Origin of the sequence: Micromonospora sp. C28ISP2-4 (genome assembly GCF_030519385.1) — a bacterium.
GTDB classification, from domain to species: Bacteria; Actinomycetota; Actinomycetes; order Mycobacteriales; family Micromonosporaceae; genus Micromonospora; species Micromonospora tulbaghiae.
The window spans coordinates 501,108-514,278 of record NZ_JAUMKG010000001.1 but is presented as its reverse complement, the minus strand read 5'-3'; the positions used below and the strand labels follow the sequence as shown (position 1 = coordinate 514,278).

At 73.5% G+C, this 13,171-nt stretch carries 9 protein-coding genes, 1 tRNA gene and 3 pseudogenes; 8 read left to right on the top strand and 5 right to left on the bottom strand.

The window, feature by feature from the left end; all coding sequences use genetic code 11:
• The first annotated feature begins 104 nt into the window (after positions 1-104).
• From Q3W68_RS02415 to Q3W68_RS02405, 3 pseudogenes are all read left to right on the top strand, one after another.
• Positions 105-813, top strand: a pseudogene (locus Q3W68_RS02415) (energy-coupling factor ABC transporter permease).
• Between the two features lie 422 nt (positions 814-1,235).
• A pseudogene (locus tag Q3W68_RS02410) lies at positions 1,236-2,007 on the top strand (energy-coupling factor transporter transmembrane protein EcfT).
• Between the two features lie 191 nt (positions 2,008-2,198).
• Positions 2,199-2,751, top strand: a pseudogene (locus tag Q3W68_RS02405) (ATP-binding cassette domain-containing protein); the annotation flags it as partial.
• A 1,249-nt stretch (positions 2,752-4,000) separates the two neighbouring features.
• On the opposite strand, the gene Q3W68_RS02400 reads toward Q3W68_RS02405, so the two are convergent.
• The 3 genes from Q3W68_RS02400 to Q3W68_RS02390 are packed head-to-tail and all read right to left on the bottom strand — an operon-like array spanning position 4,001 to position 5,852.
• Positions 4,001-4,717 carry a thioredoxin domain-containing protein gene (locus tag Q3W68_RS02400; protein ID WP_302903884.1) on the bottom strand — a complete coding sequence of 239 codons (717 nt, stop codon included), beginning with the start codon at positions 4,715-4,717 and terminating at the stop codon, positions 4,001-4,003.
• Positions 4,710-5,234, bottom strand: a complete 525-nt coding sequence (locus Q3W68_RS02395; RefSeq protein WP_302903883.1) for a MauE/DoxX family redox-associated membrane protein — start codon at positions 5,232-5,234, stop codon at positions 4,710-4,712. The genes Q3W68_RS02400 and Q3W68_RS02395 overlap by 8 nt, the downstream gene beginning before the upstream one ends.
• 30 nt (positions 5,235-5,264) lie before the next feature.
• A complete protein-coding gene (locus Q3W68_RS02390) occupies positions 5,265-5,852 on the bottom strand; it encodes a sigma-70 family RNA polymerase sigma factor (protein WP_013284395.1) in 588 nt (195 codons plus the stop codon).
• A gap of 213 nt (positions 5,853-6,065) precedes the next feature.
• Between Q3W68_RS02390 and Q3W68_RS02385 the strand changes: the two genes are divergently transcribed.
• The 3 genes from Q3W68_RS02385 to Q3W68_RS02375 all read left to right on the top strand — a co-directional run bounded on the left by Q3W68_RS02385 (position 6,066) and on the right by Q3W68_RS02375 (position 9,476).
• A complete protein-coding gene (locus Q3W68_RS02385; protein WP_302903882.1) occupies positions 6,066-7,742 on the top strand; it encodes a copper resistance CopC/CopD family protein in 1,677 nt (558 codons plus the stop codon).
• Between the two features lie 16 nt (positions 7,743-7,758).
• Positions 7,759-8,484: a YcnI family protein gene (locus Q3W68_RS02380; RefSeq protein ID WP_302903881.1), complete on the top strand. Its 726-nt coding sequence runs from the start codon at positions 7,759-7,761 to the stop codon at positions 8,482-8,484.
• 140 nt (positions 8,485-8,624) lie between these two features.
• The gene (locus tag Q3W68_RS02375) at positions 8,625-9,476 is read left to right on the top strand and encodes a hypothetical protein (protein WP_302903880.1); all 852 of its coding nucleotides are present in this window, start codon (positions 8,625-8,627) and stop codon (positions 9,474-9,476) included.
• A gap of 102 nt (positions 9,477-9,578) precedes the next feature.
• Here the strand turns inward: Q3W68_RS02375 and Q3W68_RS02370 are convergent, their stop codons facing one another.
• Positions 9,579-10,874 (bottom strand): glycosyltransferase family 87 protein, encoded by a 1,296-nt coding sequence (locus Q3W68_RS02370; protein WP_302903879.1) that lies wholly within the window; start codon positions 10,872-10,874, stop codon positions 9,579-9,581.
• 74 nt (positions 10,875-10,948) lie between these two features.
• Here Q3W68_RS02370 and orn point away from each other — a divergent pair, with 74 nt between their 5' ends.
• Positions 10,949-11,539: an oligoribonuclease gene (gene orn, locus Q3W68_RS02365; RefSeq protein ID WP_302903878.1), complete on the top strand. Its 591-nt coding sequence runs from the start codon at positions 10,949-10,951 to the stop codon at positions 11,537-11,539.
• A gap of 89 nt (positions 11,540-11,628) precedes the next feature.
• Positions 11,629-11,704 (top strand) — tRNA-His (locus tag Q3W68_RS02360).
• Between the two features lie 60 nt (positions 11,705-11,764).
• Here the strand turns inward: Q3W68_RS02360 and Q3W68_RS02355 are convergent.
• Positions 11,765-13,060: an Ig-like domain-containing protein gene (locus Q3W68_RS02355; RefSeq protein WP_302903877.1), complete on the bottom strand. Its 1,296-nt coding sequence runs from the start codon at positions 13,058-13,060 to the stop codon at positions 11,765-11,767.
• Between the last annotated feature and the right edge of the window lie 111 nt (positions 13,061-13,171).

Below are 13,171 nucleotides of genomic sequence, written 5' to 3'. Positions count from 1 at the left end.
GGACGGCGACGCGCGGGCGCGGTGACGGCCATCAAGTGAGGTTGCTGCCAGATATTGGCAACAGTGCCTTCCTGGAAATACGCTGAGCTCGTGGACACCTGGCGATGCACATCTCCAACGGATCATCACAACGGTCCGGGTCGCCGCGATCTTCGCGGCTCTCGCCCTGGCCGCGCTCGCCTTTCTGCGTGCTGGTGGGCCGCGCCGATCTCGACGACCGGCTGGCCCCGATGGCCGCCTGCGGCGGCGTTCATCTTCGCCGTGCAGATGTTCAACTCCGATCTTCACCGCCGGGGTCAGCGGTCACCCGCTCGCTGGCGGCGCGCCTGGCCGCGATGCCTCGTCGGTCTCGGGTCGGCGCGCTCTGCGTCGCCGTGGTGCCGATCGTGCAGGCGCTGGTCTTCGGGGGACGGCGGGGTGGCGATGCTCGGCCTCAACATCTCCAACATGGCGCTGCTCGGCACCGCCGCCGCGTACCTGCTGATCGCGCTGCGCCGCTGCGCGTGCTGCCGCGTACCCCGGCGGGGCCTGGCGTGTCACCGCGTTCGTCTCCGCGCTGGTCAGCGTGGTGGTCGCGTCCCAGGGCTTCGTCCTGCAGTACTGAAGCCGGGCGGCACCACCGACCTCGGCGGCACCCGCCGCCCGGGTCGGTACCGCTGCCTTCGCCCACCTGCTCATCGGGCATCGGCGAGGGCCTGATCACCGCGACCACAGTGGTCACCGTCGCGAAGGTCCGGCCCGATCTGCGTACGCGCTGCGCGCCAAGCCGCCACGCCGTCCCCCGCCGTCCTGGTCGCCGGAGGTGCCCGATGAGCAAGCGTCACTGGCCGTTCCTGCTCGGCGCGGCCCGCTGGTGGGCCCTGTGCTCGCGGCACAAAATCTCGCGCCTCCCCGCACCCGGACGGGCTGGACTCGTCAAGCGTCAAGGGCTGCACCGTCAACGCCGACGACGAGATCGTCGCGGCGGCAGCTGCCCGGCACAGCAGGCGAAGGACCACGAGCTGGCGGACAGCCCACTGGCCGACTACGGCGTACGCGCATCGGCAACGACTTCAACTCACCGGCCTGTCCGCGGCCTCGGCGTGCTGCTCAGCCGCCTGCTGGCGGCGGCCTTGTTCTCGGCTGGCCCGCCGCTGCGGGCCTCCTGGCGAAGCTCACCGCGACCCGCGACGCTCCACCGCGACCGCCGACCGGCAGGATTAAAGCCGCGACACCGTCCACCGGTGCTGCTGACGATGGGCGCCGGGCACGCGCACGCCGCACGCGAGTCCGCCGCTGGCTCGCCGCCGGTGCACCGCCCCGCCGGAGGTGAAGATCGCCGATGGTGCCGTCTTTTCACAGTCGCCGTGGTGGCCACGCCCCGGAGGCGTACTGGGCCTCGGCGGGTACGCGCTCCTGGTCGCCGGTGGCCGCACTGGCCCGGGTCGGCCCGCGCTGGCTGCTCAGCCGGGCGCTGATCGAGCTGCCGTTCGTGCTGTTCGCGCCCGCGCTGCCGTTCCTCGGCGCGGGGGAGCGGGTCGAGGTGGCCGCCCCCGCCCCGTCCGTCGACGGCTGCACGGCGCGTTCAACATCCTCGCCAGGCACCTCGGCGCACTCGCGTCGCTCCTGCTGGCCGCGACCACGACGACGCGTGACCTGCTGGCCGGCCTCCGGACCGGCTGCGCTGCCCGCAGATCCTCACCCAGATCGCCACGTTCATGCTGCGCTACCTGAGGTGCTCGTCGGCGAGCCCGTTGATGCGGTGGCGCGCGCGCCGGCGCGGCGACGGTGACCCGCGGTTCCTGCAGCAGCTGCGGGCCGCCGCCGCAGGCGTCGGCGCGCTGTTCCTGCGCGCGTTCGGAGCGCGGCGAGCGGGCTCACCTGGCGATGCTCTCCCGCGGCTACACCGGCCGGATGTCGGCGGCGCAGGGCCGCGCGGCCACCGCCGGCCAGTGGGCGGGCTGCCGCGACGGTGCCGCGATCGCGGCCACCATCGCCGCCAAGGTCGCACTCGTCCTGCAACAATGATCGGGTACGCAGCAAGCCACCCTCCCTCGACGTCACGGGCAAACCGTACGCGCCCGGACGGTCACGTCGTCCTGCACGGGTGGACGGACCGCATGCCGCGCGGCGATGGGTGGCGCCATGCTCGGGCCCAACGGCGCCGCAAGACCTTCACGCTCGTGCTGCACCCTCAACGGCATCCTCACCCTGACCGAGGAACGGTGAGCGTCGGCGGCCTGACCGCCGCCGCGACCGACAATGCTGGCCGAGGTACGCCGCGTCGGCATCGTCTTCCAGGACCCGGACGACCAGTTGTTCCTGCCCACGGTCGCCGAGGACGTGGCGTTCGGCCCGGCCACAACCTGGCCTGCGCGGGCGAGCTGGCCGCCCGCGTCGGACGTTATAAGTCGCACGCTGTCGGGATGAGCGAGCACTGGACCGCGCCGCATCACCTGTCGTTCGGGCAGCGGCGCCGGGTGGCGGTGGCGACCGTCCCGGCTGCGCCTGGAGATCCTGGTGCCGGACGAGCCGTCGTCGAACCTCGACCCGGCCGCCCGCCGGGAGCTGGCGGCATCCGGCGCTCCCTGCCCGTGACGCTGCTCAGCGGTCACCACGCACCCGCTGCATGCGCCGAGCGCCAGGTCCGCGCTCGGTGATCCCGGACGGCGGCTCGCATCGTCGCCGACGCACCCACCGCGGACCTCCTGTCCGACGAGGAAAGAGGCGCTGCTGGCCGCCCACCGCCTGGAACCCCCAGGCTTCGCCCCCGCCCGACCCGGACTCGCACCCCTTCCTGGCCTCCCCGCCCGCTCTTCGCGGCGACCTTGCACCCCCGGCCCGGGTGGTAGAGCGGGCAAAAGCCACATCCGAGGGGCAAGCAGTAACTGCAAGATCACCGGGCGGGGCGGGGCGGGGCGGGGCAGCGGGGCGGGGGTCAGGGGTGGACGCGGGTTGGGCGCGGGGTGGGGCGGGCTGCTCTGCGGCAGCAGGCGCAGCAGGCCCGCCGCCACCGCGCCGGCTCCGGTCGCCAGGCCGACCACCACGAGCACCCGGATCAGCACGGCCGGGCCGGCGGCCGGGGGGATCGAGCGGGACAGCGCGGCCAGGTTCGTCACCCCGGCGAACAGCGTGAGGCAGGCACCAGCGAGCGCCAGCACGAAGTCGGCGGCCGGACGGCGGGCCAGCGCGTACCCGCCCGCGGCGATCGCGCCGAGGCCGGTGAGCAGCGTCCACACCTGACCGGTGACCAGCTCGGCGAGTGTTCCGCCGACGCCGGGGGAGCCGGTGTCCAGCGCGCGGGCGACGGTGAGCGCCACAGTGGCGGCGCCGCCCACCGCGAGCAGCGCGCCGACCGCGCGCAGCGCGCGTACCCCGGCGGCGGTGCCGCCCGGCGCCAGCCCCGCCGCGCCGACCAGCAGGAAGCCCAGCGTGGCGGCCACCCACCAGGGGTACGGGTCGGGCGGCGGCACCCAGTCCAGCGTGCCGCGTACGGCTCCGGTGGCGTCACCGGCGCGCAGCGGGACGGTCCAGTCGCGTACCCGGTGTTCCCGGTCCGGGTCGGCGGCGACGGCGGCCGGCGGGGCGTCCTCCCGCCACAGCGTGCGCTGGTCGTGCCAGCGGGCGGTGGGTCCGTCGTCGATCCGCCGCCAGTCGGGCGCGGCGGCCGGGTTCGCCTCGGCCGGCAGCCGGGTCTCCCCGGCCAGCGTCCGGTTCAGGTAGGTGGCGGGGGAACGGGTGTTCTCGTACACACCGTCCGGGCCGATGCGCAGGTACGGCTCCCCGGAGTAGCCGAGCACCGTGACGTCGGCGCCGGTGTCGTTGGTCAGCTCCAGCCGCGCGCCGGCCTCCACCATGCGCGCGGTGAGCCCGGGGCGGTCCGGGGCGACGCCGCTGATCGTGGCGCGGTAGTCGGTGCCGTCGGGCGCGTCCGCGCCGTGTGCGGCGGCCGGCGCGGCGAGCGTGAGCAGGGTGGTGGCGGCGACGGCGAGCACCAGCGCGGCCCGGCGCAGGGGTGCGATCACTTGCCGGCCGCCTCCACCGCCGACTTGATCCCCTCGGGGCTGCGGTCCTGGAGCTCACTGCCGTTGACCTTGATGGTCGGGGTGCCGGTCACGCCGGACTTGCTCGCCTCGTCGGTGACGTGCTCGGTCCACGACCGGTACGTGCCGTCGGAGACGCAGGAGGCGAACTCGTCGCGGTTCAGCCCGACGCCCGCGCCGATGTCGACGAGTTCGTCGTCGCTGAGCCCGGCGCCGCCCTCCGGCGGCTGCCTGTCGAAGAGCTGGTCGGTGAACTCGCGGAACTTGCCGCCCTGCGCGGCGCAGCCGGAGGCGGCCGAGGAGCGGGTGGAGTACTCCGTGGTGGAGAAGCGGTTCAGGAACGCGACCGGGTGGAACACCAGCTTCGCCTTGCCTTCGGCGACGAGCTGGTTGAGCGTCTCGCCGTTGACCTGCTGGAACTGCTTGCAGGCCGGGCAGAGGTAGTCCTCGTACAGGTCGATGGTGACCGGTCCGGTGCCGAGCACGATGCCGGTGCCGGCGTCGTTGGCCCCGGGCGGGGCGGTGAACTCGTCGGACTTCTGGCTGGAGTAGACGGCCCAGCCGATGCCACCGGCGATGACGAGCACCAGCACCGCGGCGATCGAGGTCCAGAGGGTCCGCTTGCGCCGCTTCTCCCGGGCGATCTGCTCGCGTACGACCCGGGCCGCGTCCCTGCGCCCCTTGCGACTACTCATCGGTGTCCTCCACGGTGTCGTCGCCCGCCAGCCACCCGTCCACGGAGAACGGGGTGCGGGGCCAGATCAGCAGGAACCCGGCGAGTACCAGGAACCCGATGTCCCGGAGGATCTCCGGGAGGTAGCTGGGTGTCTGGCCGGCGGCGAGCTGCCCGCCGCTGCCGAAACACCCGCAGTCGATGGCCAGGCCCCGGGCCCAGGCCGAGGCGATGCCGGCGATGAAGACCACGAGCAGTGCCGCCGACACACCGGCGCTGATCCGGGTGGCGAGCCCGGCGAGCAGGAGCAGGCCCAGGGCCAGCTCGACGAACGGCAGCGCCGCGCCGATCACGGTGGCCACGTCGTACGGCATGACCTGGTAGGCGTTCACGGCCCGGCCGGAGGCGGCCAGGTCGCCGACCTTGGTGCCGCCGGCGATCAGCCACACGGCTGCGAGTCCGAGGCGGGCCGCGACGCCGAGCCAGGGCCGCAGGGCCTCCCAGCGGCCGGCCCGGGAGGGGGAGGGGGTCACAGTCATTCGTCGTCCGAGCGTCACGAAAGGTTCCCGCTATCCGGCCAGCGTGTCGCCGACGGCGTCGACCAGTTCGTCGCGGGCGCGGGCCACTCGGGAGCGGATCGTGCCCACCGGCACGCCCTCCACGTCGGCGGCCTCCGCGTACGACAGGCCGAGCAGCTGGGTGAGCACGAACGCGGAGCGCCGCTCGGCTGGCAGCCGGCGGACCAGGTCGGTGGCGCCGAGCTGGCCGGCCGGGTCCGGGTACGGACGATCGGTGGCTGCCTGGGCGGCGAGCCGCGCGTCGAGCCGGCGGCGGCGCACCACGGTGCGCAGGTGGTCGGCGCAGGCCCGCCGGGCGATCCCGAGCAGCCAGGTACGCACGCTGGAGCGCCCCTCGAAGCCGGACAGCGCCCGGAACGCCCGCAGGTACGTCTCCTGGGTCAGGTCGTCCGCGCTGTCCGGGTCGACGAGCGCGGCGGCGAAGCGCCACACCTCGGCCTGGGTGGCCCGGACGAAGGCGGCCTGCGCGTCGCGGTTCCCGTCGCGGGCGGCCAGCGCCCAGCCGGTGGCCGCGTCCCGGGCAGCGTCGGGCGCCGACTCGGGGCGGTCGGCGGCGGTGTCGCGCGGGCCGGGGATCACGTCACCCGAGGTTACGCGGCGTACCTGGAGGGGACAGGGTCCTTCGACCCATTCCGTGGTCCCGCACACGCCGGGAACTTTTTCCGGCCGCCGTCCGACTACCCTCCCATGACCTCCGAGCAGGCCCGGCGTGGCGCGCGCCGCCGCACCGGGTGGGCGCTCGGTCACGCCCGCCGGAGACCGGCTCGCCGGACCCGCCCCGGTTCGGGAACCATGGCGGTCATGACTGCTGCCGTACGCCGCCCGTCCCGGGCCGTCGCCGCCCGTTCCGGGGCCGTCGCCGGGCTGCTGCTCCTGCTGGTCGCCCTGCTGCTCGTCCCGGCCACCCCGGCCGCCGCCCACGCGGTGCTGGTGAGCAGCAGCCCGGCCGCCTCCGCCGTGGTGCCCGAGGCGCCCGCGCAGGTGGTGATCACGTTCAGTGAGGGCGTCCGCAAGGTGCCCGGGAAGGTGCGGGTGATCGCCCCCGACGGCTCGCGGGCCGACCGGGGCGAGCCGACGTTCCAGGGCGCCGAGGTCACCATCCCGGTGGACCCGTCCGCCGGGCGCGGCACCTACCTGGTGAGCTACCGGGTCATCTCGGCAGACAGCCACCCGGTCTCCGGCGCCTTCACCTACTCCGTCGGCGCGCCGTCCGAGCCGCCCACCGACAGCGGTACGGACAACCGGGCGAACCCGGTCACCGAGAACGCGGTGAAGGTGGCGAAGTACGCCGGCTACGCCGGGTTGCTGCTGCTCGTCGGCCCGGCGCTGGTGCTGGCGGCGCTCTGGCCGCGCCGGCTGTCCCGCCGGGGGCCGGCCCGGCTGGCCTGGACCGGGCTGGGTCTGCTGGCGGCGGCGACGGTGGCCGAGGTGTGGCTCCAGGTGCCGTACGTCAACGGCGGCGGCCTGTTCGACGTGACCGGTTCCGGCCTGAGTGACGTGCTGGGCAGCGCCTACGGCACCACACACATGGTCCGGCTGGGTCTGCTCGCCGCGGCGGCGTTCCTGCTCCGGCCGCTGTTCGCCGGCCCGATCGGCCGTACCGACGGGATCATCCTGGCCGTCCTGGGCGGCGCGGCGCTGTTCACGTGGCCGCTGGCCGGGCACGCGGCGGCCTCGCCCGCGCCCGCGGTCTCCGTGGTGGTGGACGCGGTGCACCTGGGCGGCATGGCGGTGTGGCTGGGCGGCCTGGTCATGCTCGCGGTGTTCCTGCTGCGCCGGGCCGACGAGCGTGAGCTGGACGCGATCCTGCCGATCTGGTCCCGCTGGGCCGCGCTCGCGGTGGCCGCGCTGCTGCTGGCCGGCACCGTGCAGGGCCTGATCGAGGTGGCCAGCCTGCAGGCGCTGTTCGACACCACGTACGGCCGGCTCCTGCTCGCCAAGATCGTGCTGTTCGCGCTGGTGATCGGCGTGGCCGCGTACTCCCGCGCACTGGTGCGGCGGCGGGTGGCCGCCGGCCGGCCGGGCGCGATGCGGCGCGCGGTGGTGGCCGAGCTGGTGATCACGGCGGTGGTGCTCGGCGTGTCGGCGACGCTCGTGCAGACCACACCGGCGCGCACCGCCGCGGCGGACGTGGCGGGCGCCGAGCAGGGCTACTTCTCCACCACGCTGAGCAGCCCGATCTACTCGCTGGAGGTCCAACTGGACCCGGCCGAGACCGGCAACAACTCGCTGCACCTGTACGCCTACACCAAGGACAGCCGCCCCCAGCCGGTGCAGGAGTGGAAGGTCACCGCCGCGCTGCCGTCGGCCGGGATCGAGCCGATCACCGTCCCGCTGCTCCCGCTCAGCGACAACCACGCCACCGGCGAGGTCAACCTGCCGGCCCGGGGCGACTGGCAGTTGCGCATCACCGTCCGCACGACCGACATCGACCAGGCCACGGTGACCGCCACCGTGCCGATCAAGTAACGGAAGGTCCCATCTGATGATCCGTCTCCGGCGCCCCGCGACAGTCGCCGCGCTGACTCTCACCGCCGTCGCCACGGCCGTGCTCGGCCTGGCCGGATCGGCCTCGGCGCACGTCACGATCAACCCGGCCGAGGGCAAGCAGGGCGGCTACGGCCGGTTCGCGTTCCGGGTGCCGAACGAGAGCGACACGGCGTCCACGGTCAAGGTCGAGGTGAACCTGCCGGAGAACGCCCCGGTCGGCTCGGTCTCCACCATGCCGGTGGCGGGCTGGACGGTCGCGGTGGAGAAGCGCAAGGTCGACCCGCCGATCGAGGTGCACGGCAGCCAGCTCACCGAGGCGGTCTCCAAGCTGACCTTCACCGCCGCGCCGAACGGTGGCGTGAACCCGGGCGAGTTCCAGGAGTTCCCGGTGTCGATGGGTCCGCTGCCGCAGGTCGACACGATGGTGTTCAAGGTGCTCCAGACGTACTCCGACGGCAACGTCTCCCGGTGGATCGAGGAGCCGACGCCGGGCGCGGAGGAGCCGGAGAACCCGGCGCCGGTGCTCACGCTGGCCGCGGCGGCGCCCGCCTCGCCGGGCGCGAGCGCGCCGGCCGCCGCGGCTGACGACGACGATGACGACGACGGCTCCGGTGCCGCCACCGCCATCGGGGTGGCCGGCCTGGTCGCCGGACTGGGTGGCCTGGCCCTCGGCGGCCTGGCGTTCGCGCGTACCCGGCGGGAGCCCGCCGCGAAGTCCTGAACGCGAGCGATTCACCGGCCCGGCGGAACCATCCGCCGGGCCGGTCGCCGTCCCGGCCGGGTGCTGCCGATATCCGCCGATCGGCCGACGCGCGTCGGTAAGGTCGGCCGGGTAGTTGGCTACCGAGAGGGACGACGCGAATGCGTTTCGTACGCACGATCGCCGGCATGGTCCTGCTGGCGTTGGGGATTCCGGCGCTGCTGGCGGGTGGAGGGCTCTGGCTCGCCGCCCGGCACGCCGACCCGGACGGCGGGTTCGGCGCCCGGTTCGAGCCGGTCCGCACGCCGGCCCGCGCGGTGCTGGTGACCGACGTGGACGCGTTGCTGCGCGCCGACCTGCCGGTGGCGCGCACCGGGCAGGCCCGGCTGCACCTGACCGCGCGGGACGACGACGGCGAGGTCTTCCTCGGCCTCGCTCCGACCGACCAGGTGCGACTGTGGCTGGCCGACGTCCCGCACACCACCGTGCGCCGCGTCGCTGTCACCCGGGGCCCGCTGCCTGTGGATCTCGACCCGGCCACCGCCGGCACCGGCACCGCCGCACCGATGACGGCGCCCTTCTGGGTACGCGAGGGCGTCGGCTCCCTGGAGTGGAGCCCGGCGGAGCTGTCCGGCCGGTCGTTGAGCCTGGTCGTGATGCGCGTGGACGGCGCGGACGGGCTCGACCTGCGGATGCGTGCCGAGTTGCGGGCCGGGTGGTTCCCCGGGCTGGCGTGGGCGCTGCTGGCCGGCGGGACCCTGCTGGTGGTCCTCGCCGTGGTGGTGCTGCTGCGCCCGCTGCGGCCGCGTGAGGTGGTCTTCGTGGTCGAGCCGGACCAGGTGCCGGTGCTGGCCGGGCGTCTCGGCGTCACCTCGCTGAGCGGGCTGGGCCGCCAGCCGGGCCCGGCGTCGCGGCCCGAGCGGCACCTGGTGGCGGTGGGCTCCGGCTCCGGCGGGCGGACCCGCGCGGCGATCGCTGCGCCGCCCAGCCGGTGCCCCGACGGCCGGGACTGACGAGGAGGACCCGAACGGCCCTCCGCGCTGCCGACGCGGAGGGCCGTCCTTCACCGGGGGATCGGTGCTACCTGGGAGAAAACTGAGGTAGTTGATACCAGATTAGCGCTGATCGCCGTTTGTTGCGAGGTGTGTCCGTTCAGTCCGTGTCATCCGAGGTTCGTCACGGTGGTCGCGGATCGGCAGCGCCACCAGCAACAGCAGGCTGAGCAGCACGTACGCGTTGCGGACGACGAAGTCGACCGGGTCGTCCGTGTGCACGACGGCGGTGCCCCAGTCCTGGAACGTCACCAACCCGTACACGATCGGCAGGCCGACGACGGCTACCAGCGCGAAGAGGCCGCCGCGACGGCGGGCCCCGGCGGGCGTCGCCGGATCGGCGTCCAGCGCCGCGTCGACGAGCACCACCACGGCGGGGATGAACCAGTACAGGTGGTGGATCCAGGTGATCGGGCTGACCAGGCCGCCCACCAGGCCGGTCAGGGTCAGCCCTACCAGCGCGTCCCCCGCCCGCGCCGCACGCGCCGCACGCCACAGGCCGAACGCGGCCACCGCCAGCGCGAGCAGCAACCACAGCAGCCGGTCCGCCTCGGCCGACGCGGCCAGGCGGCTGAGCAACCCGAACAGCGACTGGTTGCCGGTGTAGTCGGTGCGGCCCACCCGGTCGGTGGCCCACAACTCGTGGGTCCAGAACCGCCACGAGTCACCGGGCGCGACAGCCGCCGCCAGCAACGTGGCCGCCGCCGCGGTCGCCGCCGCCACCGCCGCCGCCCGCCACTTGCGGGCGACCAGCAGGTAGAGCACGAAGATGCCGGGGAAGAGCTTGAGCGCCGCGGCCAGCCCCACGCCGACACCGGCCCAGCGCCGCCCCTGCGGTACGGCGAACAGCAGGTCGGCCAGGATCAGCACCACCAGCAGCATGTTGATCTGCCCGAGCGTGAGCGTCTCCCGGGTGCTCTCCACCGCCAGCACCAGCAGCACGGCGACGGTCAGGCCGAACCCGCGCGGCAGGTCGTGCCGCCGCAGCACCGGCAGCACCAGCCAGCGGGTCGTCACCACCACCGCGGCCACCGTCAGCACCGCGAAGGCGGCGATGGCCACACCCAGCCGCAGGTATCCGAACGGCGCCAGGAGCAGCGCCGCGAACGGCGGATAGGTGAAGTAGAGCGCGCCCTGCACCCGGTCCGGCTGGACGTAGTCGTAGAGCGGGTGCCCGGCCGCCCACCAGTCCATCGCCGACATGTAGATCTTCTGGTCGTAGTAGTCGTGGCGCAGGTTGGGCAGGTAGAGCGCCGGCAGGATCGCGGCCAGCGCCAGCACCGTGAGCACCCGGCGAACCGTACGCCCGCCCGCGTCGTCGTGGGCGACGGCGGGTGGGGCGACGGGTTCGGCTGGCACGCAGGAAACCCTAGCGGTCCACCTCGGCCCCCGGGCCGAGGCGCGGGCGGGTCGGCGGCGCGTAGTCTGTTCCGGTGGCTGATCTTCTCGTCTGGATCGACTGTGAGATGACCGGGCTCGACCTGCGGCGCGACGCCCTGATCGAGGTCGCCGCGCTCGTCACCGATCCCGACCTCAACGTGCTCGGTGACGGCGTGGACGTGGTGATCCACGCCGACGACGAGGCGCTCGACGGCATGCCGGAGATCGTGCGCACCATGCACGCCAAGTCCGGCCTCACCGAGGAGGTACGCCGCTCCACGGTCACGCTGGCCGAGGCCGAGGACATGGTGCTCGACTACGTGACCAGCTACGTGAAGGACCCGCGTACCGCCCCGCTGTGCGGCAACTCGATCGCCACCGACAGGGGCTTCCTGGCCCGCGACATGACCCGGCTCGACGCGCACCTGCACTACCGGATGATCGACGTGTCCTCGATCAAGGAGCTGTGCCGGCGTTGGTATCCGCGGGTGTACTTCGGGCAGCCGCAGAAGGGTCTGGCCCACCGGGCGCTCGCCGACATCCGGGAGAGCATCCGCGAGCTGGAGTACTACCGGCGGACCCTGTTCGTACCGCTGCCGGGGCCGGACGTCGAGGCCGCGAAGGCGATCGCCGCCCAGCTCTGACGCCCGCGCCGAACCCGGTGGACGGGGTCGGCCGGGGTGTGGCTATGATTAGTCCGCGCACCGCCCCGGCGACCGGAGTGGCGAGCATGGTGGCTGTAGCTCAGTTGGCAGAGCACCGGGTTGTGGTCCCGGTTGTCGTGGGTTCAATTCCCATCAGTCACCCCAACACGAAGCCCCCTCCTCCGGGAGGGGGCTTCGTCGTGTGCCGGGTGTCCCGGCGGCCGGTCAGGGGGTCGGCTCGACGCTCGGCGTACCGGCGTCCGGCGTGGTCTCGGCGGCCGGCGGCTCGTACGGCAGGGCGCTGCCCTTGACGTACTCGTCCCAGCTCATGTTCCAGTCGGTCCAGCCGTTGCCGTTCTGGAGCTTGCGCTCGGTGCCCTTGACGGTGATCGGATCACCGATGCGGGTGTTGGCGAACAGCCAGTTGCCTTCCTTCATCGAGACGTTGACGCAGCCGTGGGAGACGTTCGTGCGGCCCTGCACGCCCTCGGACCAGGGCGCGGCGTGGATGAACTCGCCGCCCCAGGTGAGTCGCTGGGCGTAGTCGATCTCGGTGCGGTAGCCCTCCTCCGGGCCCAGCTCCTCCATCGTGTCGAAGACCGTGTGCCGGAGCTTCTCGATCACCACCATGGTGCCGCTGGACGAGGGGGTGCTCTTCTTGCCCAGGCTCACCGGGATGGTCTTCACCACCTTGCCGTCGCGGGTGACTGTCATCCGCTTGGTGCGGTTGTCGACTGTCATCACGAACGACGGGCCGATCTTGATGTCGACGCTGAGGTCGGCCCGGCCGTACCAGCCGCCGCCCAGCGGCAGCCCGCCCGCCTGCACCTTGTAGCTGACGGTGCTGTTGGCCTTCCAGAACGTCTTGGGCCGGTAGCGCACCTCGGTCGGGCTCACCCAGTGCCAGATGCCCTCCTGGGCCGGCTTCGAGGTGACTGTCATCCGGCGCTGGATGTCGTCGCGGTAGTCCTCCGGGATGGCCCGGCCGAACTTCACGATCAGCGGCATGGCCACGCCCACGACCTGGTTGTCGCCGAGGAAGCTGGTGACCCGGATCTGCTTGGCCGGCTCCGCCATCGTGGTGAACGTGCTGGTCGCGGTGGCGGGCTTGCCGTCGTCGCCGGTCGCCGTCACGGTCGCCGTGTACGTCTGCCCGTACTCCAGGGCCGCTGACGGCAGCCAGCTCCCGCCGTCGGCGGCGAGCGTGCCGTCGACGACCTTGCCGGCGGCGTCCTTCAGCTCGACCGTGGTGTCCTGCGCCTCCTTCGTGGTGAAGGTGATGGCGGTGGACGCGGGCACGTCCTTGGCGTCGGCGGCGGGCTCGCTGATGGTGGCCGCCGCCTTCGGGGCCTTCTCACCGCCGTCGCCGCCGCCCTGCCAGCTCGACGGCTTGTCGCCGCCACCGCTGGTGCAGGCGGTAAGGGCCATCGCGGCGGCGAGCAGCCCGGCTGCCAGCGCACGGCGGCGGCCGACGCGTCGGGCGCTCACGCCCCGGATCGGTTCGTCCTGGCCAGCTCGCATGACTCCCTCACAAGGTGATGCCGTTCCCCGTCGTCTCAGGTCAGACGCGCCGGAGCGGGTACGCGTTGCCGGACGTGAAACGGAACACCCCGCCCGGGTGTAACGATTCCA